Raw genomic sequence first — 21,846 nt, forward strand, 5'->3', positions numbered from 1 at the left:
GCCCAAAACGCATGGAACATCGTCCTTGGGCGTCGTGTTTTTCCTCTAAGGATCAACGCGAACCCCGAAAGGAGGCCCGATGCTCCGCCGTTCCCTGACCCTCACCAGTGCCGCCGCGACCGCCGGTCTCGCCCTGACCGCAAGCGCCGACGCCCAAAGCCGTTGCGGCGATGCCTACCGCCTGCAACCCGGTGACACGCTCTACCGTGTCTCGCAAAGCTGCCGTGTGCCGTTGAGCCTGATCATGGATCTCAACCCCGGCCTCGATCCACGCGACCTGCCGGTGGGCGAAGCAATCACGCTTGCCGCGTCAGATACGAATACCGGCGGAAGCAACATGCCCGCGCCCGCCCGGGAAACTTACGAGATACGCGAAGGCGACACCGCCTTCTCCATTGCGCAGACCTTGGGTATTTCCGTCGTGGAATTGCTGAACGAGAACCCCGACCTCGACCCGCTGGCCATGGCGGTGGGGGACGCGCTCGATCTTCCCGACGCGTCCGAGCCTTCGGCCTCGGTGCGTGTGCAGCCCTTGGCCGGCCCGCCCGGAAGTGAGGTCCGCGTGACCGCAAGCAACCTGCGTCCCGCGGATTACGTGACCATCGGCGTCGGTCGCATGGCCTCGGAATGGCGCGCCGTGGACCAGGCCCAGGTCGCCGCGGACGGCGAGGTTTCCGCGTCTGTCGAACTTCCCGACTGGTCCTCGCCCGGTGACAACCTGATCTTCGTCGTGGATACCGACCGCGGCGTGACGCTCAAATCCCGCGCCTTCGACGTGGTGCCTCGAGACACCAGCGACGGCGGTGGCGACCAGGTCTCGCTCGAAGGTCGCGTCCGGCAGGGCGTAGAATGCGCCACGCTGACCACGCCCGACGGCGACGTATGGTCCCTGACCGGCGACATGGAATTCACCCCCGGTGAATATGCCGAGGTCCGCGGCACCCGCGCCGAGATGTCGTTCTGCCAACAGGGCGTCGGCACCGTCGCGGTCGACAGCTACGAAGAGGTCCGCGCCCCGGGCAACCTGCCCGATGATACCGCCGATCTGGACGCCGAGGCGGTCGAGGGCCCGTGGGTGCGCATGGCCGGCAATTGCGCCCGGCCCGACTTTGACATCACCGGCCAGCAGGGCCGTCTGACCATCGAAACCAGCCTCGACGGCGCGCCGCGTACCGGGCGCGTAAAGCTCAATGACAACGGGGCGGCGGCGGTGTTCGACCAGCCCTATCGCGCCTTTCCAATGGAAAACCGGGGCGAAGGCAGGATGGCCATCATCTCGGGCGACCGGGATGTAACCTTGGGCGGCGTCGACATTTCCGGCGACGACGGCGCGGTGTTCCTGCGCTGCGGCGTGTAAGACATCCCTCAGGGTGCGACCGCGATCCGCCCGACAACCTCAAGCCCGGCGCCGGTACGCCTCGCGACGACGATCTCGCCCGAGGTCGTGCCGGTGCCGGTCAGTTCCGACACGTTCACCTGGTGCGTCACCAGGAGCAGCCGCGCCTCGGCGGGCATGTCCGCGATCCGTGTCATCACCTCTGCTGCCTGACCGTCCGGGTCGCCCTGCCCCGCGAAATGCGAGTTGAGCGCGGGGAACTCCTCGGGCGTGCCAATGTCGAGAAGTTCCGCCGTCGCGGTGCAGCGGCACCACTGGCTGGTCCATACGGCATCGAACCGAACGCCGGCGTCACGCATCGCCGCGCCGATCTGCCGGGCCTGCGCCCGGCCCCGGTCGTCCAGGTTGCGCTGCGTGCTGCAATCCTCCAGATCGAAATTTGCCGGATCGCCCACGCCGGGCGCCAGCGCATGGCGCATCAGCGCCACCGTCCCCGGCTCTTTCAGCAGGCTCCAGTCCTGCGCCGCCACGGCTCCGGGCAGGAGCAGCATCAGGATCAGGGAAATCAGTCGCATCGGCACCTCCGCTTGGAACGAAGGAAAGCCTAGGTCGGCCCGTCCCGGGGTCCAGCCCGTGCGACGCTATCGCCCACGCCAATCCGTCCCGGTTCCAACACCCGCGCGCACCAGCCGCCATGCCCACGCATGGCGTTGTAGCCGCCAGCGCCAAGAGCGGCCTCCATCCGGGAGCACGGCGCGCAAGGCGCGGTGATCTCGATCAGGGCCTGACCGATCCGAACCGGATGGTTGCGCAGCGCCGTCAGATTGATGCCACTCACCACGACGTTGCGCCGCAGAACCTCAGGCGTCACCTCCCCGATCCCGGCCAGCGCCGCGATCACGGGCAGATGCTCGGCCTGGATCAGCGTCAGCGCCCGCTTGCCTTTGCGCGCATGATCGCCTTCCAGCCCGGCTTCGCCCAGTTCCGCCGCCTCGACCGCAACCAAGTCGGCCAGCCTTTCCGGGCGAAGCCCGATCCACGCCACGCGGCCCGCCCCCGCGTGCCGCGCCATGATCTCGGCCAGTTGGCCCTGCACTATTCCGAGGTTTCCACGATCACCAGATCACGCTCGGACGCGTTCCGCGCATGGTCCAGCGCCTCTTGGTAGGCGTCCGAGCGATAACACTCCTCCGCCGCCTCCAGCGTCGGGAATTTCGCCACCACGTTGCGCGCCCGGTCATTGCCCTCAAGCTGCACGTACCGCGCGCCACGGGCGATGAAATGCCCGCCATGCGCCTCGATCGCCGGACCGGCCAGCTTGGCATAGCGGCCATAGGCCTCCTCGTCGGTCACGGTCACATGGGCAATCCACAATGCGGGCATGTCTTGTCTCCTCAAACTCCGTCCACGATAACGATGTCGCGCTCGCTCGACGAGGTCGCGATCGGCAGGATGCGTTGATACGCATCCGAATTGTACCAGTCCAGCGCCGCCTGGTGGTCCGGGAACTCGATGATCACATGCCGGTCCGGGCCGATCCCCTCGACCTGCGTCTGCGTGCCGCCCTTCGCCAGGAACCGCCCGCCGAATTCCTCGGCCAGCGCCACGGTCTGGCTGGCATAGGCCTTGTAATCCTCGGGATCGGTCACGTTGATCCGCGCAATCAGGTAGGCCGCCATGTCGTTCCCCCTCTCAAGCGGGCGTCAGCCCTGCAACACCTGTTCCGCCGCCGCGATTGCGGCCTCGGCATTGTCGGTGCTCGCCGCGCCACCCTGCGCCATGTCGGGACGGCCCCCGCCGCCCTTGCCGCCCAGCTCCGCCACGGCGGCCCGGACAAGATCGACCGCCGACAGCGTGTCGGTCAAGTCCTTCGTCACGCCTGCGGCCACGGCGGCCTTGCCATCGGCATCGGCGATCAGCAGCACCGCGCCCGATCCGATCCGTGTCTTCATCTCGTCCATCAGCGGCGGCAGGTCGCGCCCCGACACGCCCGACAGCACTTGGGCAAGGAACTTCACACCGTTCACGTCCTTGGCCTCCGGCCCGGCAGCACCACCGCCACCCATTGCCAGTTCCCGTTTCAGCTGTGTCACCTCGTTGGCCAGCGCCTTGCGCTCGTCCATCAACGCACGCACGCGGTCCAGCACGTCGCCCGGCTGCGCCTTCAGTTCCGAGGCCAGCGCCGCCATGCGGTGATCCTGTTCACTCAGGTACTTGAACGCCTCCGGCCCGGTCAGCGCCTCGATCCGGCGCACGCCGGAACTCGACGCCCCCTCACCCACCATCACGAAAAGGCCGATATCGCCGGTCTGGCGCACATGGGTGCCGCCGCACAGCTCGATCGAATAGGTCTGGCCATCCAGCCCCTTGCCCGAGCCATCCTCGGACCCCATCGAGACCACGCGCACCTCGTCGCCGTATTTCTCGCCGAAAAGCGCCTGCGCCCCGATGGCGCGCGCATCGTCCGGCGTCATGATCCGCGTCTCGACCTTGCCGTTTTGGCGGATATAGGCGTTGACCTCTTCCTCCACCTGCTTGATCTCCTCCAGCGTCATGCCCTTGGCATGGCTGAAGTCAAAGCGCAGCCGATCGGGCGCGTTCAGGCTCCCGCGCTGCGCCACGTGATCGCCAAGCGCCTTGCGCAGCGCCTCGTGCAGCAGGTGCGTGGCCGAGTGGTTGGACCGGATCGCCGTGCGGCGCCCATGATCCACCTCAAGCTTCACCGGGTCGCCCACTTCCAGTTTGCCGGAATCAACCGTTAAGTAGTGTGCGGAAAGTCCGCCGGCGCGCTTCTGCACATCGCTTACGTGCCCAGAAAAACGTGCCTCGCCTTCTTCGCGCCCGCCTTCAAGGCTGCGAACGTAACCGTGGTCGGCGACTTGTCCGCCCGCTTCTGCATAGAACGGCGTTTGGTTGAAGACCACCCACGCCGCACCGCCTTCAGTGTGGAGCGACTGAATCTCCTTGCCTTCCGATACGATCGCCTGCACCACGCCCTCGGCGGTCTCCGTGTCATACCCGAGGAAATCCGTGGCGCTGTGCTTTTCCGCCAGGTCAAACCATACGGTGGCGTCCGCCGCCTCGCCGCTGCCCGACCATGCCGCGCGCGCCTTGGCCTTTTGCTCCTCCATCGCGGAATCGAACCCCGCGACGTCGACCTCACGGCCCTTCTCGCGCAACGCGTCCTGCGTCAGGTCCAGCGGGAAACCGTAGGTGTCATAGAGCTTGAACGCCGCCTCGCCCGGCAGCGCCGCGCCGTCGCCCAGCTTGCCCAACTCGTCGTCCAGCAGGCGCAGACCCCGGTCCAGCGTCTGCTTGAACCGCTTTTCCTCCAGTTCCAGCGTTTCCTCGATCAGCGGCTGCGCCCGGCCCAGCTCGGGGAAGGCCTGCCCCATAAGCCCCACCAGGTTCGGCACCAGCCGGTACATCACCGGGTCCTGCGCGCCCAGCAGGTGCGCATGCCGCATCGCCCGCCGCATGATCCGGCGCAGCACATAGCCGCGCCCCTCGTTCGACGGCATCACCCCGTCGGCAATCAGGAAGGAGGTCGAGCGCAAATGGTCCGCGATCACCCGGTGATGCACGTTGCCCGGCCCGTCCGGCGCACCATCCGTCACATGCGCGCTCGCCTCGATCAGGCTGCGCATCAGGTCGGTGTCGTAATTGTCGTGCTTGCCTTGCAACAGCGCGCCGATCCGTTCCAGCCCCATGCCGGTGTCGATCGACTGCATGTCCAGATCCACCTGGCTGCCATCCTCGAACCGCTCGTTCTGCATGAAAACGAGGTTCCAGATCTCGATGAACCGGTCGCCATCCTCCTCGGGGCTGCCCGGAGGACCGCCCCAGATCTCGGGGCCGTGGTCATAGAAGATCTCGGTGCACGGCCCGCAAGGACCCGTGGCCCCCATCGACCAGAAATTGTCATCCGTCGCGATGCGGATGATCCGGTCATCGCTCAGGCCGGCATGTTTCTTCCAGATCTCCGCCGCCTCGTCATCGGTATGATAGACCGTGACCAGGAGCTTGGACTTGTCGATCCCGAAATCCTTGGTCAGCAGGTCCCAGGCATAGGGGATCGCCTCGGACTTGAAGTAATCGCCGAAACTGAAATTCCCCAGCATCTCGAAAAACGTATGGTGCCGGGCGGTGTAACCGACATTGTCGAGGTCATTGTGCTTGCCCCCCGCCCGCACGCATTTCTGGCTGGTGGTGGCGCGGGAATAATCGCGTTTCTCGACCCCCGTGAAAAGGTTCTTGAACTGCACCATGCCCGAATTGGTGAACATCAATGTCGGGTCGTTGCGCGGCACAAGCGGGCTGCTCGGCACCACCTCGTGGCCGTTGCGTTCAAAGAAACTGAGGAAGGTCGAGCGGATCTCGTTAAGCGTGGGCATAGGCGTCTGGTCCGAAGGCAAAAGTTGCGTCGAACCCGTGTAACGCCAAGCCATTTGACTGTCCACAGAAGCCGGGCGTTTCCATCGGCGCGCATGGGTCCCCGAAAGAGCAAAGGCCACCCCGTCGGATGGCTTTTGCCCGGATATTCTCCGCCACCCGTCGGTGGCGCGGGCCCTTTCCGGAGTGGGCCATCTCCGTTCCGTCAGTCGTCCAGCACGTCCTCGGCGGCCTCGTCGGCACCACCTGGCATGTCGAAATCCAGACCGTGTGCGCCGCGGATTTTGTCCTCGATCTCGTAGGCGATCTTCTTGTTTTCCTTCAGGAAGTTCTTGGCATTCTCGCGCCCCTGGCCGATGCGCTCGTCGCCATAGCTGAACCAGCTGCCCGATTTCTCGACCACGCCGGCCGCGACACCCAGGTCCAGCAACTCGCCGCGTTTCGAGATACCCTCGCCATACATGATGTCGAACTCGACCTGCTTGAAGGGCGGCGCGACCTTGTTCTTGACCACCTTCACGCGGGTCTGGTTGCCCACCACCTCGTCGCGGTCCTTGATCGAGCCGATCCGGCGAATGTCCAGCCGCACCGAGCTGTAGAACTTGAGCGCGTTGCCGCCCGTCGTCGTCTCGGGGCTGCCGAACATGACGCCGATCTTCATGCGAATCTGGTTGATGAAGATCACCGTGCACTTGCTGCGGCTGATCGAGCCGGTCAGCTTGCGCATGGCCTGGCTCATCAGGCGGGCATGGACGCCCACGCTGCTGTCGCCCATGTCGCCTTCAAGCTCCGATTTCGGCGTCAGCGCCGCGACCGAGTCGACCACAACCATGCTCACGGCGCCCGAGCGCACCAGCGTGTCCACGATCTCCAGGCTTTGCTCGCCCGTGTCGGGCTGCGAAATCAACAGCTCGTCCAGGTCCACGCCCAGTTTCTTGGCATAGACCGGGTCCAGCGCGTGCTCGGCGTCGACAAAGGCGCAAACGCCGCCCTTTTTCTGTTCCTCGGCGACGCAATGCAGCGTCAGCGTCGTCTTGCCCGAGCTTTCCGGGCCGTAGATCTCCACGATCCGGCCCTTGGGCAGGCCGCCGATGCCAAGCGCGATGTCGAGGCCAAGCGAGCCGGTCGAGGTCGATTCGATGTCCTGCGCCGGGTTGTCGGCGCCCAGCTTCATGATCGAGCCCTTGCCGAACTGCCGTTCGATCTGCGCCAGCGCGCTGTCCAGCGCCTTCTGGCGGTCTGCGTTTTTCTTGCTGTCCATGTTCAAAAGATCTGCCGTTGCCATACCTGTCATTTCCCTTATTTCACACGCCAGACGGGGCGTCTATCGCTGTCTGGCGGCTGCTTTCGTTCACCTCTTGTTCCGCCCGTTATGAAGACAAAAGGAGAACATTTCAATCGAAATTGTTCCTTTCCGATGTTCGCAGCGATGGGTTAAAGAGGAATTACCGAATTCAGGCAAACGGGCAAAATCTTCTATGCTGGTGTTTTCAAACGAAAAGCTCGTTTTCCTGTCGGTACCCAAGACCGGCACCACCGCCTACGAGGCCGCCCTTGCGCCCCGGGCCGCCATCGTCGTGCGCCATCCGCCCGAACTGAAACACGCGCCGGTCTTTCGCTACAATCGGTTCTTCCGCCCCGCGATCGAGAAGTTCATGGGCGAGGGATTCGACGTGCTGGCCGTGATGCGTGAGCCGCTCGACTGGCTGGGGTCGTGGTATCGCTACCGTCAGCGGCCGGGACAGGAACAGGCCTGCAATTCGACCCACGGGATCAGCTTCGACACGTTCGTGACCGAGTACATGAAGGGCAAGCGTGCCACTTACGCGCAAGTCGGCTCGCAGACCAAGTTCCTGGAGCCGCAGAAAAACGGCACCGCGGTCACGCATCTTTTTCGCTACGAAGATCAGGACGGGTTGCGACGGTTCCTGTCAGATCGGCTGCAGGTCGAGATCGATACGCAGCGCATGAACAGTTCGCCGACCATGGCATTGACCCTCGATCCGGAAATCGAGCAGCGCTATCGCCGGAAGTTCGCCGTGGAGTACCAGCTTTATGACGGGATCGCGGAGAACGGTGCCTTCGCGCCCCTCGCCAATGGCGTCCTGCCGCCGCATCACTGAGGTCCCGCGCTGAAATGGGGCGCATTTCCTGAGCCGGAATGGCTTTGAGACTGCGCATTTTCGACAACGGACACAGGTGCGTTTCCCGCCCGCCGAAGCCGGGCAGGCGCAGTGTCATCCCTGCGAAAGCTGGTGTTGCACCGTCTCGGTCAGCTCCGTCAGCGAGAACGGCTTGGGCAGGAACGTCGAGTTGGGAATGCGCGACTGTATCTCGCCGAAGGTCTCCTCTGCATAGCCCGACATGAAGACCACCTGCGTCTCAGGGCGCCGTTCCAGCGCCTGCAAGACCCAGGCAGGCCCGTCGATGCCCGGCATCACAACGTCTGAAACGAAGACATCCACCTCCAGCGTGCTATCTTCCAGCAACTCCAGCGCGGCCTCGGCCGACTCGGCCTCCAGCACGGTCATGCCGCGCAGTTGCAGGGCGCGGCTGGCAAAGGCCCGGACCGGCGCCTCGTCCTCGACCAAAAGGACGACGCCCTCGGTCTTGGAGGCAAGCCGCGCCGGGGCATGTGGTTCGGTCTCGGCCGTGTCTTCGCGCAGGTGAGCGGGCAGCAGAACCTGGAACGTCGTGCCCTCGCCAAGCTGGCTGTCGGCGAAAATGAAGCCGCCGGTCTGCTTGACGATGCCATAAGCCGTCGACAATCCAAGCCCCGTCCCCTCGCCGGTGCGCTTGGTCGTGAAGAACGGCTCGAACACCTTCTGGATCTTGTCCTGCGAAATACCCGCCCCCTCGTCGGTGACGGTAACCCGCACGTAGCGGCCCGGCGCCACCACCGCCCGGTCGCGGCGCAGGGGCTCGTCGAACGTGACGTTTTCGGTTGCGATGCGGATGTCGCCCCCCTCGGGCATGGCGTCGCGCGCGTTGACCACCAGGTTCATCAGCACCTGTTCCAACTGCCGCTTGTCGGCCCGGATCGACCACAGCGTGGGATCGTGGCTGAGCGACAGCATCACCCGCTCGCCGACCAGGCGGTTCAGCAGGTGCGTCAGGTCCGACAGCATGTCGCGCAGGTCCATCACCTCGGGGCGCAGGGTCTGCTTGCGCGAATAGGCCAGAAGCTGGCTGACCAGCGCCGCCGCGCGATTGGCGTTCTGGTTGATCTGGATAAGATCGCCATAATCCGGATCGCCCTGATCGTGCCGCAACAGCAGCAGATCGCAATGCCCGGCAATGGCCGTCAGCAGGTTGTTGAAATCATGCGCCACACCACCGGCAAGCTGTCCGATTGCCTGCTTTTTCTGGCTTTGCACGAACTGCCCTTCCAGCGTCTTCAGTTTGGTCGCGTCGTTCAGAACAGCGATCAGCACGGTTTCGCCCGCCTCGGACGCGCGGTTCAGCGTGACCTGAACGAATGTCTCACGGTCGTCGCGCCTCACGCGCAGAAACTCCGACTGCACCCCGCCGCGCCCCTTGGCCGCATCCTCCAGCCAGTCCGGGATCGACCGGCCCAGCCCCTCCATCAGCTCCGAGAGCGTCTTGCCGCAGCACCCATCCACGCCCAGCAGGTCGCGCGCAGGCCGGTTCGAGATCTGCACTTCGCCGGTACGCGCGAGTTTCAGCAAAGGCACGGGCAATTCGTCGAAAAACGCCCAGCCATCCGGCTGACGTTCGGTAGGCGCGACACCGGGCAACAGGAAGATCTCGCGCCGGCCTGCCACGCCCTCAAGCTCCACCACGAGACAGGCGCTCAGGCCGTCGACTGTGGTGATGTCGTTGATCTGTCCCGAGCGCAGGGGCATCTTGGGGAAAATGCGGTCGAGCGAGCGCGCGCGCGCGCCCACCAATTGCCGCGCGGCGGAGTTCATGAACAAGACGGCCCCGCCCCGCCCCACGGTCAGCATCGGCAGCGGAACGGGATCCGCCTCGCGCGAGGGGCGGTCAGCGGATTTTTCGATCCGCCAGATATACCGGTCGGCCGCCGCACGGTGTACGCCGATGCGCAGGTGCCCGGCCCGCGTGACCACGTCCTCATGCGCGGATCCGCGCAACTGCGCACGGCTTTCAAGTCGATAGAGAATCGGCCCGGGATTGGCGACCGCGTGTTTCAGCGCCCCGGCCAGCGTCGTCGCCTCGTCGGCGGCAAAGGCGGTCATCGCGGCGCGGTTGGCATAGCGGATGTCACCCTCGCGCCCTGTCAGGATCGCGGGGGTCGCATCCTCGCCCAGGAACTCCTCTGCCGCGTCGACCAGCGCCTTGCGAAACCGCGTCTCCGCCGCGTTCACAATGCCGATCCACAGCGCCGACATCAGCAGAATCGCCGAGGTAAAGACCGCCGCCATCCGCAACGTCGCGTCGGGCACGACCACCGCCGCTGCGCCGAACAGGACGGCGGCGATCAGCACCGCCCTGGCGCGCGGCCTGATTCGGGCTGCGGCATCGCGCAACGGCAATACTGTTCCGGTAGTGGATGCCAACCGGCACCTCCCCAATCACAAGCTCCTGCCCGACGTCATAGGCGGCGGGGCTTAAAGTTAGATTAACGCTGAAAGAGAGAACACGTCTAGGTTGCTTCTGCCTGAGCGGTCACAGCTATTCCGGTTTGCGCAACAGCGCCAGAAAGAACCCGTCGCCAATCTCCGAGATGGGCCATCGGCGCGTGTCCTGCCGGGCCCAGTCCGGATGCGCCGTCTCGAACCGTGACACCTGGCGCTCGTTCTCCTCGGTCAGCACCGAACATGTCGTGTAGGCCAGGTATCCGCCGGGACGCACAAGCGCCTGCGCCTGCACGAGAATTTCCCACTGGAGCGCGCCAAGCTGATCCAGGCGTCCGGGCGTCAGCGCCCATTTCGCCTCGGGCGTGCGCCGCCACGTGCCGCTGCCCGAACAGGGCACGTCGCAAAGCACGATATCGAACGGTGCGGCCTGCGCCACGTCCCCCGGTTCAAGCCGCGAAACACGTACCTTTGCCCGGTCGGCCCGTGCAGGAAGGTCGCGCATCCGTTCGGGCGCGGCGTCATGCGCGAACCAGGCGCCCTCGTGCCACCCGGCCAGCGCCAGGACCTTGCCGCCGCCACCGGCGCAATAGTCCAGCACGCGCCCGCCCGCGGGGTCTGGCAAGACCGCCATCGCGGCCTGGCTGCTGGCGTCCTGAAGCTCGACATGACCGTCCCGGAAGGCGGCCGATTGCGCAACGCGCCGCGCGCCCTCGGTCACAAGAAAGGCGCCCCTGACAGTCGAAACGGGACGGGCAACAATTCCATCTTGTTCCATCATATCAATGACTTCAGCGGCACTTTTCATGCGGGGATTGTGCCGCAGGCAGACCGGCGCCCGATGGCGCAGCGCCTCCGCGGCGGCGGCGGCGTCCTCCTCCCCCAGGCTGTCCTTGAATCGCGCCCAAAGCCAGTCCGGCAAATCGCGGCTCTCTGCCTCTTCGGGCGTTGCGCCGGCGTCGCGCTCTTGCGCCGTCAAGGTCACGGGCGCGTGGCCCTCCCCGGTAAAGATCGTCTCTGGGTCGGTCTTCTCCGCACGCACATGCCCCAACATCAGGGCGCGGCCATTCTCTCCACCCCCGAGGGCGGCACAGGACCGCTTGCGGCGCAATACCGAGAAGACGTGGTCGCGCACCGCCGCGCGATCCTTCGACCCGGCATAGCGCGCTCCCCGCGCCCAGCGGGTCAGCGCCTGTTCCGCGGCCAGCCCGCCGGCCATGGCGTCGAGCACCTCGATCGCGGCCTGAACGCGCGCTGAAGGGGTCACGAGATCACCTCAGGATCGCCGCACAAGTCCTTGCGATACCGCACTTTACCCAATGCGGTAGTTCGGGCTTTCGCGCGTGATCTGAACGTCGTGCACGTGGCTTTCCTTCAGGCCCGCGCCGGTGATTTTCACGAATTCGCATCCCTTGCGCATCTCGTCCACCGTGGCGCATCCGGTATAGCCCATGGCCGCCCGCAAGCCGCCCACCAGCTGGTGCAGCACGGTCCCGGCGCTGCCCTTGTAAGGCACCTGCCCTTCGACCCCTTCGGGCACCAGCTTGTCGCTGGCGGCATCCTTCTGGAAATACCGGTCGGCCGAGCCCTGCGCCATAGCCGCCAGGCTGCCCATCCCGCGATACGCCTTGAAGCTGCGCCCCTGGTACAGGATCACCTCGCCGGGGCTTTCATCGGTGCCGGCCAGCATGCTGCCCACCATGGCGCAGGACGCGCCGGCCGCGATCGCCTTGGCGAAATCGCCCGAGAACTTGATGCCGCCATCGGCGATGACCGGCGTGTCGCCCGCCGCCGCGGCGCAGTCCATCACCGCCGTCAGCTGCGGCATGCCCACACCGGCGACCATCCGCGTGGTGCAGATACTGCCCGGCCCGATGCCGACCTTCACCGCATCCGCGCCCGCGCCGATCAGCGTCCGGGTCGCCTCCGCCGTGGCCACGTTCCCGGCCACGATCTGAACCTCGTTCGACAGTTTTTTGGCCCGCTCCACGGCCTGTGCCACGCCTTCGGAATGGCCATGCGCGGTGTCGATCACGATCATGTCGACGCCCGCATCGACCAGCGCCTCGGACCGCTCGAAGCCCGCGTCGCCCACGGTCGAGGCCGCCGCCACGCGCAGACGTCCCAGCCCGTCCTTGCAGGCCGACGGGTTCAGCACCGCCTGCTCGGTATCGCGCAACGTCAGCAAGCCGGTCAGCTTGCCCTGCCCGTTGGTCACCAGCAGCTTCTCGATCCGCCGCGCCTTCATCAGGCTCTTGGCCTCCTCGCGATCCGCAGGCTCGGTCAGGATCGCCAGGTTGTCGCTGGTCATCATCACGTGAACCGGCGTGTCGTCATCGGTGGCAAAGCGCATGTCGCGGTTGGTCACGATGCCCATCACGTGGCCCTTTTCATCCACCACGGGAAAGCCGGTAAAGTTGTAGCGTTCGATCAGCGCCTTGGCATCGGCCAGCGTCTGGTCGGGCCGCAGGGTCACGGGGTTGTAGACGATCCCGCTCTCGAAGCGTTTCACCCGGCGCACTTCCTTGGCCTGCTGTTCCACCGTCAGGTTGCGATGGATCACGCCCATGCCGCCCGACTGCGCCATGCAGATCGCCATGCGCCCCTCGGTCACCGTGTCCATGGCGGAACTCAGAAGCGGTATGTTGAGGTCGATCGACCGGGTCACGCGTGTGCGCGTGTCCGCCGTGGTGGGCAGAACGCTGGACTTCGCGGGAACCAGCAGAACATCGTCAAAAGTGAGGGCCTCACGAATCTCCATGGCGCATCTCCTTGGGGTGTCTCGTTTGGCGGTTCCCTATTACACGGGTTGGCAGGAATGGAAAGGGGCGAATGGGCCCCTGCGCGCAGATGACATGGCCGGACCGCATGCCGCGACTTGCCGCGTCGTAGGCTGGGTGAAAACCCACGCACGCCCCCTTGCCTTGCGCGCCCGCCGCACGCTAGCGTCCCTGCAACCAGAGGACACGCCCCATGACAACCCACGGATACGAGAGCGGCCGGCTCGACCTGCCTTTCGTCGGCATCGCCACTTTCGGCAAGCGCCCCTATGTGGCCGACTGGAGCCGCATCGACGCCGACGTCGCCATCCTCGGCGCCCCTTTCGACGCCGGCACCCAATGGCGCTCGGGCGCCCGCTTCGGCCCCCGCGGCGTGCGCGAGGCGTCCACGCTCTTCAGCTTCGGCCATGCCGGCGCTTATGACCACGAGGACGACGCCACCTACCTGCCCGGCTCTGTCAGCATCGTCGATATCGGCGACGCCGACATCGTCCACACCGACACGATGACATCCCATGCCAATATCGAGGCGGGCGTCCGCGCCATCCTCGCCGCCGGCGCCCTGCCCGTCACCATCGGCGGCGATCATTCCATCAATATCCCCTGCATCAACGCCTATGACGATCAGGGCGACATCCATGTATTGCAGATCGACGCCCACCTCGATTTCGTCGACGAGCGTCATGGCGTCCGCTTTGGCCACGGCAACCCCATGCGCCGCGCCGCCGAGAAACCTTTCGTCACCGGCCTCACCCAGCTGGGCATCCGCAATGTCAGCTCGACCGCCAAGGAAGGCTATGACGACGCCCGCGCGCGCGGCTCGGATATCCTGTCTGTCCGGCAGGTGCGCAAGCTGGGGCCCGAGGCCACCGCCGCCCGCATCCCCGAAGGTGCGCGGGTCTACATCACCATCGACATCGACGCCTTCTGCCCCTCCATCGCGCCGGGCACGGGCACGCCCAGCCATGGCGGGTTCCTCTATTACGACGTGCTCGAGATCCTGCAACAGGTCGCACAAAGCCACGAGATCGTCGGCATCGACCTGGTCGAGGTCGCCCCGGATTACGACCCCACCGGCTCCACCTCGATCCTCGCCGCGCAGGTGCTTCTGAACCTTCTGGGCTTCGTCTTCCACGCCCGCGGCTGATACTTCATTTTTGGTTCACATTTGGACCTCTCCCAGAGGTGAGATCAGCGCAGACTTGCGCCGGATTTTCACTTTTAGCTATTTTTACCTTCACAGACGCAGTTTTTTGCGCAACATTTAATCAAAACAAAAAACATAACAGGACGCCGGCCATTTTTCGGTACAGTTTTGGTTCGCCATTGCGCGCCAGCACTACCAGGCCCGGACGGACACGGAAAACCAACAGTGGAGGACACACCCAAAATGGATCTCGCAGCCATTCAGGCCGACCAGGTCACACTCAATTCCCTGGTCCAGAACCTCGTCTATCTTTCCGGCACGGTCGGCGCGATCACCGTCGTCGTCGGCCTTCTGATGATCGACGCCGGCACGACACGGCGCAAAAGCCTGTTCAACTCGACCATCGAAAAGGTCATGGGCTTCTTTCTCGGTTTCACCACCTACTTTGCCATCGGCTTCGGCTTCTGGGCGGCGCAGTATTACATCATGGAAGGCGCCACGATGGGCGACAGCTTGCGCGACTGGTGGCTCTTCGGCGGGATGCTGAATGCCAACGCCTCGACCACCGATCCGGCCACGTTCCCGGGGCTGAACACCTTCCAGATCTTCGTGTTCTTCCTCGCGGTCTTTGCCGGGATCGTGAACATCCTCTTCCACTTCGCCGTGTCCGAACGGATCAAGGCTTCGGCCTATTACGTGCTCTGCGTCGTGGCCGCCGTGGCCTCGTCCATCCTCAGCTTCTATACCTGGGGCTCGGTCGGCCCGCTGACCAATGCAGGCTTCCACGACTTCTTCGGCGTGGGCTTCGTCTATCTCTTCCCCACCGGCATGGCGCTGGCGCTGGTTCCCATGCTGGGCCAGCGCCCCGGCATGTTCAATCCGCACCCCATGGTCTCGGGCTACCACGCGCCCAGCATCGGGCTGGCGGCCGTGGGCCTGCTGACCATCTTCGCGGGCCTGCCCATGGTCATCGTCTCCTGCCTCTTCTTCTTCGACCCCGAGGCGCTGGCGGTCAGCGTCACCATGGCCGACACCAGCGTCGGCCTCGCGGTGAACAACTACGCCATGGCCTGGGCCGGCGGCGCGGTGACGGGCGGCATCCTCGCCTATGCCACGCGCAAATACGCCTACCTACTGCTGGGGCCCCTGGCGGGCTACGTGGCCGGTGCCTGCGGCTTCGACGTCTACCAGCCGGGGCAGATGTTCCTGGTGGCCCTCGGCGCGCCGGTCATCGCCTACATCGTCTATGAATTCACGCTGAAGCGCGAGTTCGACGAGCACAAGCTGCTGCCGCTCTTCCTCGGCGCGGGCAGCTACGGCCTGATCATGGTCGGCATCCTCGAGGCCGGCACCCCGCGCGGCGGCTACTTCGGGTTCGAGGAAGGCGAGTATGCCTTCCAGCATGGCCAGATCGGCCTGACCATGCAGCTCATCGGCATCGTGGTCTGCCTCGGCGCGGGCCTTGTGACCGGCCTCGTGACGGCGCTGATCCTCAAGGTCACGATCGGCCTGCGCAACACCGACGACGAAATGGCCGCCGGTCTCGACGGCCTGCGCTGGGGGCTGGAGCCCGACGTGCCCACGCGCGAGGACACGCCCATCGCCAAGGGCTGACGTCTGGTATCACTCACGGGGTCGCGGCGGCGGGGTCCCTCCCGTCGCCGCGATGCGTTTCCGTCTCCCGTCCCGGGACCTCGCAGGGTGGGTGAAAACCCACCTGCGCACCGGTTAACAATCCGTCACAACCGGCCGCCGCGTTAAACCGTCAATTCGCGTAAATCCGCACCGTCGCGATACCACCCGGATACCGACGCAATACCGACGTGCCGTTTCGGGCTGAATCGCACTGGTTAACGCGCCCGGATCTGCGCCCTGCGCTTCAACGCCCGCTTAATCTTTCAGCCGGGCAAGCACGTCCTCATAGCCCTCAAGCCCATGCGCCGCACCCATCGTTTCGCGCCACTTCCGGGCGTAAGCCTCGCGCATCGCATCGCTGATCTGCGCGCGGCCCGCCCCGGCCTGCCCGCCGGCCACCTTGCTGGCCTCACCGCCCGGAGGCAAGCCACAGGCCGCGTCGCGCGCCTGCCGCACAAGGTGATCGTCGAACTGCCGTCCATGCGCCTTCATGAAATCCAGCGTCGCCTGTGCCTGCGCGACGGCGCGTGTCCACTCATCGGAAACCTCCATGAAATCCGCGACTTGCGCGACACTCTTCGCCAAGTCCCGCTTCATGTGTTCATACGCTATCAGCAGCACATCATCCCGCCCGCGCACAGCCCACCAGGAGGATGCGTGGCTCCAGTAATCCTCTCGGCCCATCCGATCCAGGTAATACTCCGCGAAATCCTCCAGCGAAATCGCCCCGCGCTCGAACATCCAGCCGTCGAAAAAACGGTAAAGCGACACCATCGCATCCACCGGGTCACGCAGCACCACGATGTACCGCCCGCCTTCGGGAATCACCCCCCATGCTAGGTGGCTCTTGAAGAGCTTCGGACGGTAGGGTTGCGGGTCGTTAACGTTCCGCCCCATATCGTGGGCCAGTTCCAGCCACGGCACGACGTCGGTAATTTCGTCAAACGCCATGTCCCCGCCCGACCGCAGCCCATGCGCGATCTGGCTGACCCATGTGGTGCCGCACTTGCTGTAGGGCGAAATGAAGATGTCGGTGGGATCGGGGCGATAGGCCAGCCCCGTCTCGACGCCATGCTCCGTGGCGAACCGCGCCAGCGCCGCGTTCATCTGCGCCAGGGTCTCAGGACGCTTCATCGCGCGCGCCCTCACCGCCCGGCACCGGGTCATACCCACAGCCGCCCCAGGGGTTGCACCGTGCGATCCGACGCGCGGCCAGCCACCCGCCCTTGAGGCCCCCGTGGGTGCGCAAAGCGTCCAAGGCGTACTGGCTGCATGTCGGCTGATACCGGCAATTGAACCCCACCCAGGGGCTGAAGATCAGCCGGTACGCCTTGACCGGCAGGGCCAGCATGTGGGCCAGCGGGCTCACCTGTGCACCGCGGCCAGCGCCTTGCGCAGATCCTCGCACAGCCCGTGGAAATCGCGCTCCACCGTGCCCCCGGCGCGCCCGATCAGCACATAGTCATGTCCGGGTTTTCCTTGGCTTGTCAAAACCTTGCGGGCCACTTCGCGCAACCGCCGCTTGGCCCGGTTCCGGGTGACGGCATTGCCCACCTTCTTGGAACAGGTGTAGCCCACCCGGATCGCCATGCTGTCATCGCGCCGGTCCCGGGCCTGCAACACAAGGCCGCGCGCCGCCTGCCTGCGGCCCTTTGCGGCAGCCAGGAAATCGGGGCGTTTCTTGAGAACCTCCAGACGAACGGAAACCGCCGGGGGCGTTTTCCCCGTGTCATTCACGAGGGCCTCCGGCGGTGTCATGTCCGTACAGTTCCTGGCTGGCGCTTACGCGCTCAGCGACTTGCGGCCACGCGCACGACGCGCGTTCAGGATCTTGCGGCCGGCCTTGGTGGCCATGCGCGCGCGGAAACCGTGGCGCCGCTTGCGGACCAGGTTCGAAGGTTGATACGTGCGTTTCATCGCTCGGCTCTCCGGTGTTCTTGGCCTCGCTCAGGAATCGCGAAAGCCGGAATTCGTATTGAAGCCCGGTCTATAGGGGCGCCCGAGCCCCAAGTCAAACATCCGATTGGCTTTTGCAACAAAAACCCTGCCCGGACGGTTGGCTTTGTTACAAACCGGGCCCGAACCCGACATAATGGCCCCAAAACCTTCACCCCGCTTCACCCCCGCGTGAAGCGTCTGGTGCGGGGCCTGACGATGGCGCATCTAGGAAGGACACGCAATCACACCGGACCCGGATCGCCACATGGACACTGCCGACGACACCAAGCGCCCCGCCTATATCCGCCACGCGCCCCTCGCCGTGATCCTGATCGCCGCCATCGTGGGATACTTTACGTTGGGCGACTACCTGACCTTCGACACTCTGGCCAACAATCGCGAGGCTTTGCTGGCGTTCCGGGACGAAAACTACATCCTCCTGGCAGGCATCTTCGTGGCAGTCTACGTGGCCATTGTCGCCTTCTCGCTGCCGGGGGCGGCCGTGGCCTCGGTCACCGGTGGCTTTCTATTCGGCCTCTTTCTGGGCACCACGTTCAACGTCACGGCGGCCGTCATCGGGGCCTCGGCCATCTTCCTCGCCGCGCGCTGGGGCCTTGGGCGAACGCTCGCCGCCAAGATGGACGCCTCCGAGGGGACGCTCAAGAAGTTCAAGACCGGCCTGCATGAGCATGAAATCAATGTTCTTTTGCTGATGCGCCTCGTGCCCGTGGTGCCGTTTTTCGTGGCCAACCTGCTGCCCGCACTGGTCGGCGTGCGCTTCTTCAATTTCCTCTGGACCACCGCGATCGGTATCATCCCCGGTGCCATCGTGTTCACCTGGATCGGCGTCGGCCTGGGCGAGGTCTTTGACCGTGGCGAGCGTCCGGATCTCTCCCTGCTGTGGGAGCCGCAGGTGATCGGCCCAATCCTTGGGCTTTGCGTGCTGGCCGCGCTACCTATCCTCATCAAGACCGTGCGCGGCAAGAAGGACATCTGAGCCATGGCCGATATCAAGACTGACATCCTCGTCATAGGGGCAGGTTCCGGCGGTCTCTCCGTGGCGTCCGGCGCCGTGCAGATGGGCGCTGACGTGGTCCTTCTCGAAGGGCACGAAATGGGCGGTGACTGCCTCAACTTCGGCTGCGTGCCCTCCAAGGCGCTCATCGCCTCGGCCAAGGCCGCCTACGGCCCGGCACACGCCGCCCCTTATGGCGTGGAGAATACCGCACCCATTGTAGACTACGCCGCCGTCAAGGACCACGTGCGGGACGTGATCGCAACCATCGCCCCGCATGACAGCCAGGACCGGTTCGAGGGCCTTGGCGTCAAGGTCATCAGGGAATACGGCCAATTCATCTCGCCCACCGAGGTCAAGGCCGGGGCCACGGTCATCCGCGCCCGCCGCATCGTCATCGCCACCGGTTCCTCACCTTTCGTGCCGCCTATTCCAGGGCTGGACGGTGTCCCATACGAGACCAACGAGACGCTCTTTGACCTGCGCGAAAAGCCCGAGCACCTGCTGGTCATCGGCGGCGGCCCCATCGGCATGGAAATGGCGCAGGCGCATCTTCGGCTTGGCTGCAAGGTCACGGTGATCGAAGGCGACAAGGCGCTTGGCAAGGACGATCCCGAAGCCGCCGCCCTTGTGTTGGACCACCTGCGCGCGGAGGGACTGGAGATAGTCGAGGGCGCCACTGCGGCGCAAGTGCGCGGAACCCAAGGGGCAATCGAGGTCGAAACCAAGGACGGGCAAGTTTTCAAGGGCTCGCATTTGCTGATGGCCGTGGGCCGCAAGCCGAATATCGACAGCCTGAACCTCGACGCGGCGGGCATCAACACCACGAAGGCGGGCATCAAGGTCGATGCGAAGCTGAAGACCACCAATTCAAAGGTTTATGCCATCGGCGACGTCGCCGGCGGCCTGCAATTCACCCATGTCGCGGGATATCACGCGGGTATCGTCATCCGCTCTGCCGTGCTGGGCCTGCCTGCCAAGGCAAGTACCGCGCATCTGCCCTGGACCACCTATACCGACCCGGAACTGGCGCAGGTCGGCCTGACCGAGGCGCAGGCGCGCAAGGAACATGGCTCTAAGCTGGAGGTCGTCCGGGCCGAGTATGACAGCAACGACCGGGCCATCGCCACACGTAAAACCACGGGCTTCGTCAAGGTCATGGTCGTGGGCGGCCGCCCCGTCGGCGCGACCATCGTCGGTGCGCAAGCGGGCGAGTTGATCCATACATGGGCTTTGGCCCTCGCCAACAACTTGAAAATGAAGCATATCAGCGCCATGGTTGCGCCTTATCCCACGTTGGGAGAAATCAACAAGCGTGCGGCGGGGGCCTATTTCACGCCGCGACTGTTCGAAAGCGATGGCGTCAAGCGGGTCGTGCGGCTGGTCCAGCGCTGGCTGCCCTAGGAAACAAGACGACGGAACGGGTAGATGGGGTTTCTGAAATCACTCTCGGGACGGTTCCTGATCCTGACCGTCCTCTTCGTGATGCTGGCCGAGGTTCTGATTTTCGTGCCCTCCATCGCCCGCTACCGCGAGGATTTCCTGATGGACCGGCTGGAGCGGGCGCAGATTGCCTCGCTCGCGCTCTTGGCCAACGATGAAATCTCGAACGAGTTGCAGGAAGAGCTGTTGCAGAACGCGGGGGTCTTCAACGTGGTTCTGCGCCGCGACGAGGCGCGCCAGCTGATGCTGTCGGCGCCCATGCCCTCACCCATTGTCGATACGTTCGATCTGCGTGACGCGCCGCCGTTGGAACTGATCGGGGACGCGATGACACGCCTTGTGCGGACCGAGCCCGAGATGATCCGCGTCATCGGCGACCCGTCACAGATGGGCGGACTGCTGATCGAGGTCACGCTGCTGACAGACGACCTGCGCGCCGCGATGGTCGACTACGGCCTGCGTATCCTGCTGCTGTCGGCGATGATCTCGGTTGTGACCGCCGCCCTGCTTTATTTTGCCGTGCGTGGCTTTCTCGTGCGGCCCATTGCCAGCGTGGCGCGCAACATGACCCGCTATGCCGAGGCCCCCGAGGATGCCAACCGCGTGATCACCCCCCGATCCACCACCACCGAGATCCGGCAGGCCGAGGAGGCGTTGCTGTCGTTGCAGACGCAGCTCACCTCGTCCCTGCGGCAGCGCGAGCGGCTGGCCCAGCTGGGCGGCGCGGTGGCCAAGGTCAGCCATGACCTGCGCAATATTCTGACCTCGGCGCAGCTGTTCACCGACCGGATCGAGATGAGCGAGGACCCGGCGGTCAAGCGCATGGCACCCAAGCTGGTCAATTCCATCGCTCGCGCGGTGCACCTGTGCGAATCGACCCTGGCCTATGGCAAGGCCGAGGAGCAACCGCCGACCCTGGGCCGGTTTGGCCTGATCGACGTCGTCTCGGACGTGATCGAAAGCGAGCGCCTTGCCGTGGGTGACGCCGATGTCAGCTTTGCCGAAGACGTGCCCACGGGGCTTGTCCTGCGCGCCGATCACGAACAGCTTTACCGCGTGATCGCCAACCTCGTGCGCAATGCCCGTCAGGCCATCGTCAATAGCGGCAAGCCCGGAGAGATCGCTATTTCCGGGCAGGAAACCAGTGAGGCGTGGCTCATTCGTGTCTCCGACACCGGGCCGGGCCTTCCACCCAAGGCGCGCGACCACCTTTTCCAGCCATTTCACGGCGGTGCCACGAAGGGCGGCACCGGCCTTGGCCTCTCGATTGCAGCAGAGCTGATCCGTGGCCATGGCGGCACGCTCGAACTCGAAAGCACGGATGAGACCGGCACGGTGTTCTGCGTCAGCCTGCCCCGTGGCGGGTTGAACGTGGACTGAGGGAAATTCCTCGGAAAATCCCGTACCACCCCCTTGCAATGGCCGGCGCATGGGTCTAGATGCTCGACCTCAACGGACCGATAGCTCAGCTGGATAGAGTACCTGACTACGAATCAGGGGGTCGGGGGTTCGAATCCTCCTCGGTCCGCCACTTCTCCCTACAAGTGCATGTTCTTAAAGAGGTATTTTGCGCAGTACCTTCGCACCTGCCATAATGCGTG

20 protein-coding genes and 1 tRNA gene are annotated in these 21,846 nt (G+C 65.0%); 8 read left to right on the top strand and 13 right to left on the bottom strand.

Translation table 11 applies throughout. The annotated features are described in order from the left end of the window. The first annotated feature begins 79 nt into the window (after nucleotides 1-79). Nucleotides 80-1,357 (top strand): LysM peptidoglycan-binding domain-containing protein, encoded by a 1,278-nt coding sequence (locus PVV74_RS00875; RefSeq protein ID WP_274591905.1) that lies wholly within the window; start codon nucleotides 80-82, stop codon nucleotides 1,355-1,357. Nucleotides 1,358-1,365: 8 nt separating this feature from the next. Here PVV74_RS00875 and PVV74_RS00880 read toward each other — a convergent pair whose 3' ends face one another. The 6 genes from PVV74_RS00880 to recA form a co-directional block, all read right to left on the bottom strand. Continuing rightward, the gene (locus PVV74_RS00880) at nucleotides 1,366-1,911 is read right to left on the bottom strand and encodes a histidine phosphatase family protein (RefSeq protein WP_274591906.1); all 546 of its coding nucleotides are present in this window, start codon (nucleotides 1,909-1,911) and stop codon (nucleotides 1,366-1,368) included. Between the two features lie 29 nt (nucleotides 1,912-1,940). Then, nucleotides 1,941-2,408, bottom strand: coding sequence for an MOSC domain-containing protein (locus tag PVV74_RS00885; protein ID WP_274592347.1), 468 nt, complete (start codon nucleotides 2,406-2,408; stop codon nucleotides 1,941-1,943). A 23-nt stretch (nucleotides 2,409-2,431) separates the two neighbouring features. Next, complete coding sequence (locus PVV74_RS00890) at nucleotides 2,432-2,719, bottom strand: DUF1330 domain-containing protein (protein ID WP_274591907.1); 288 nt, start codon at nucleotides 2,717-2,719, stop codon at nucleotides 2,432-2,434. Nucleotides 2,720-2,730: 11 nt separating this feature from the next. Continuing rightward, nucleotides 2,731-3,015 carry a DUF1330 domain-containing protein gene (locus PVV74_RS00895; protein ID WP_103761302.1) on the bottom strand — a complete coding sequence of 95 codons (285 nt, stop codon included), beginning with the start codon at nucleotides 3,013-3,015 and terminating at the stop codon, nucleotides 2,731-2,733. A 24-nt stretch (nucleotides 3,016-3,039) separates the two neighbouring features. Then, nucleotides 3,040-5,730, bottom strand: coding sequence for an alanine--tRNA ligase (gene alaS / locus PVV74_RS00900; RefSeq protein WP_103761303.1), 2,691 nt, complete (start codon nucleotides 5,728-5,730; stop codon nucleotides 3,040-3,042). A gap of 203 nt (nucleotides 5,731-5,933) precedes the next feature. Beyond that, nucleotides 5,934-7,013, bottom strand: a complete 1,080-nt coding sequence (gene recA, locus PVV74_RS00905) for a recombinase RecA (protein WP_274591908.1) — start codon at nucleotides 7,011-7,013, stop codon at nucleotides 5,934-5,936. A 193-nt stretch (nucleotides 7,014-7,206) separates the two neighbouring features. On the opposite strand from recA, the gene PVV74_RS00910 reads away from it, so the two are divergent. Continuing rightward, nucleotides 7,207-7,851, top strand: coding sequence for a gamma-glutamyl kinase (locus tag PVV74_RS00910; protein WP_103761305.1), 645 nt, complete (start codon nucleotides 7,207-7,209; stop codon nucleotides 7,849-7,851). 114 nt (nucleotides 7,852-7,965) lie between these two features. On the opposite strand, the gene PVV74_RS00915 is transcribed toward PVV74_RS00910, so the two are convergent. The 3 genes from PVV74_RS00915 to guaB all read right to left on the bottom strand — a co-directional run bounded on the left by PVV74_RS00915 (nucleotide 7,966) and on the right by guaB (nucleotide 13,048). Then, nucleotides 7,966-10,269 (bottom strand): hybrid sensor histidine kinase/response regulator, encoded by a 2,304-nt coding sequence (locus tag PVV74_RS00915; RefSeq protein ID WP_274591909.1) that lies wholly within the window; start codon nucleotides 10,267-10,269, stop codon nucleotides 7,966-7,968. A 115-nt stretch (nucleotides 10,270-10,384) separates the two neighbouring features. Next, entirely contained in the window at nucleotides 10,385-11,554 is a 1,170-nt protein-coding gene (locus PVV74_RS00920; RefSeq protein WP_274591910.1) for an RsmB/NOP family class I SAM-dependent RNA methyltransferase, read from the bottom strand. Nucleotides 11,555-11,599: 45 nt separating this feature from the next. Continuing rightward, nucleotides 11,600-13,048, bottom strand: coding sequence for an IMP dehydrogenase (gene guaB, locus PVV74_RS00925; RefSeq protein ID WP_103761308.1), 1,449 nt, complete (start codon nucleotides 13,046-13,048; stop codon nucleotides 11,600-11,602). A gap of 212 nt (nucleotides 13,049-13,260) precedes the next feature. On the opposite strand from guaB, the gene speB reads away from it, so the two are divergent. Together speB and PVV74_RS00935 are read left to right on the top strand one after the other, a co-directional pair. Continuing rightward, nucleotides 13,261-14,214: an agmatinase gene (speB, locus tag PVV74_RS00930; RefSeq protein WP_274591911.1), complete on the top strand. Its 954-nt coding sequence runs from the start codon at nucleotides 13,261-13,263 to the stop codon at nucleotides 14,212-14,214. A 243-nt stretch (nucleotides 14,215-14,457) separates the two neighbouring features. Continuing rightward, complete coding sequence (locus tag PVV74_RS00935; protein ID WP_274591912.1) at nucleotides 14,458-15,828, top strand: ammonium transporter; 1,371 nt, start codon at nucleotides 14,458-14,460, stop codon at nucleotides 15,826-15,828. 276 nt (nucleotides 15,829-16,104) lie between these two features. Here the strand turns inward: PVV74_RS00935 and PVV74_RS00940 are convergent, their stop codons facing one another. From PVV74_RS00940 to rpmH, 4 genes are read right to left on the bottom strand one after another with little or no spacing between them, the layout of a single operon-like run. After that, complete coding sequence (locus PVV74_RS00940; protein WP_274591913.1) at nucleotides 16,105-16,983, bottom strand: sulfotransferase domain-containing protein; 879 nt, start codon at nucleotides 16,981-16,983, stop codon at nucleotides 16,105-16,107. Beyond that, nucleotides 16,970-17,218, bottom strand: coding sequence for a membrane protein insertion efficiency factor YidD (gene yidD / locus PVV74_RS00945; RefSeq protein ID WP_103761312.1), 249 nt, complete (start codon nucleotides 17,216-17,218; stop codon nucleotides 16,970-16,972). The genes PVV74_RS00940 and yidD overlap by 14 nt, the downstream gene beginning before the upstream one ends. Then, entirely contained in the window at nucleotides 17,215-17,607 is a 393-nt protein-coding gene (gene rnpA / locus PVV74_RS00950; protein WP_103761313.1) for a ribonuclease P protein component, read from the bottom strand. The genes yidD and rnpA overlap by 4 nt, the downstream gene beginning before the upstream one ends. 24 nt (nucleotides 17,608-17,631) lie before the next feature. Continuing rightward, nucleotides 17,632-17,766 carry a 50S ribosomal protein L34 gene (gene rpmH, locus PVV74_RS00955; protein ID WP_005980833.1) on the bottom strand — a complete coding sequence of 45 codons (135 nt, stop codon included), beginning with the start codon at nucleotides 17,764-17,766 and terminating at the stop codon, nucleotides 17,632-17,634. 286 nt (nucleotides 17,767-18,052) lie between these two features. Here rpmH and PVV74_RS00960 point away from each other — a divergent pair, with 286 nt between their 5' ends. From PVV74_RS00960 to PVV74_RS00975, 4 genes are all read left to right on the top strand, one after another. Next, nucleotides 18,053-18,784: a TVP38/TMEM64 family protein gene (locus PVV74_RS00960; protein WP_103761314.1), complete on the top strand. Its 732-nt coding sequence runs from the start codon at nucleotides 18,053-18,055 to the stop codon at nucleotides 18,782-18,784. Nucleotides 18,785-18,787: 3 nt separating this feature from the next. Beyond that, nucleotides 18,788-20,206, top strand: coding sequence for a dihydrolipoyl dehydrogenase family protein (locus PVV74_RS00965; protein WP_274591914.1), 1,419 nt, complete (start codon nucleotides 18,788-18,790; stop codon nucleotides 20,204-20,206). Between the two features lie 24 nt (nucleotides 20,207-20,230). Then, entirely contained in the window at nucleotides 20,231-21,625 is a 1,395-nt protein-coding gene (locus PVV74_RS00970; protein WP_274591915.1) for a sensor histidine kinase, read from the top strand. A gap of 74 nt (nucleotides 21,626-21,699) precedes the next feature. Beyond that, a tRNA-Arg gene (locus PVV74_RS00975) sits at nucleotides 21,700-21,776 on the top strand. Nucleotides 21,777-21,846: the final 70 nt, after the last annotated feature.

Origin of the sequence: Roseovarius sp. SK2 (genome assembly GCF_028807495.1) — a bacterium.
GTDB classification, from domain to species: Bacteria; Pseudomonadota; Alphaproteobacteria; order Rhodobacterales; family Rhodobacteraceae; genus Roseovarius; species Roseovarius confluentis.

Coding starts and splice junctions, on each gene's coding strand:
- PVV74_RS00875 (WP_274591905.1), top strand. CDS start 80: ATGCTCCGCCGTTCCCTGACCCTCACCAGTGCCGCCGCGACCGCCGGT.
- PVV74_RS00880 (WP_274591906.1), bottom strand. CDS start 1,911: ATGCGACTGATTTCCCTGATCCTGATGCTGCTCCTGCCCGGAGCCGTG.
- PVV74_RS00885 (WP_274592347.1), bottom strand. CDS start 2,408: ATGGCGCGGCACGCGGGGGCGGGCCGCGTGGCGTGGATCGGGCTTCGC.
- PVV74_RS00890 (WP_274591907.1), bottom strand. CDS start 2,719: ATGCCCGCATTGTGGATTGCCCATGTGACCGTGACCGACGAGGAGGCC.
- PVV74_RS00895 (WP_103761302.1), bottom strand. CDS start 3,015: ATGGCGGCCTACCTGATTGCGCGGATCAACGTGACCGATCCCGAGGAT.
- alaS (WP_103761303.1), bottom strand. CDS start 5,730: ATGCCCACGCTTAACGAGATCCGCTCGACCTTCCTCAGTTTCTTTGAA.
- recA (WP_274591908.1), bottom strand. CDS start 7,013: ATGGCAACGGCAGATCTTTTGAACATGGACAGCAAGAAAAACGCAGAC.
- PVV74_RS00910 (WP_103761305.1), top strand. CDS start 7,207: ATGCTGGTGTTTTCAAACGAAAAGCTCGTTTTCCTGTCGGTACCCAAG.
- guaB (WP_103761308.1), bottom strand. CDS start 13,048: ATGGAGATTCGTGAGGCCCTCACTTTTGACGATGTTCTGCTGGTTCCC.
- speB (WP_274591911.1), top strand. CDS start 13,261: ATGACAACCCACGGATACGAGAGCGGCCGGCTCGACCTGCCTTTCGTC.
- PVV74_RS00935 (WP_274591912.1), top strand. CDS start 14,458: ATGGATCTCGCAGCCATTCAGGCCGACCAGGTCACACTCAATTCCCTG.
- PVV74_RS00940 (WP_274591913.1), bottom strand. CDS start 16,983: ATGAAGCGTCCTGAGACCCTGGCGCAGATGAACGCGGCGCTGGCGCGG.
- rnpA (WP_103761313.1), bottom strand. CDS start 17,607: ATGACACCGCCGGAGGCCCTCGTGAATGACACGGGGAAAACGCCCCCG.
- rpmH (WP_005980833.1), bottom strand. CDS start 17,766: ATGAAACGCACGTATCAACCTTCGAACCTGGTCCGCAAGCGGCGCCAC.
- PVV74_RS00960 (WP_103761314.1), top strand. CDS start 18,053: ATGGACACTGCCGACGACACCAAGCGCCCCGCCTATATCCGCCACGCG.
- PVV74_RS00965 (WP_274591914.1), top strand. CDS start 18,788: ATGGCCGATATCAAGACTGACATCCTCGTCATAGGGGCAGGTTCCGGC.
- PVV74_RS00970 (WP_274591915.1), top strand. CDS start 20,231: ATGGGGTTTCTGAAATCACTCTCGGGACGGTTCCTGATCCTGACCGTC.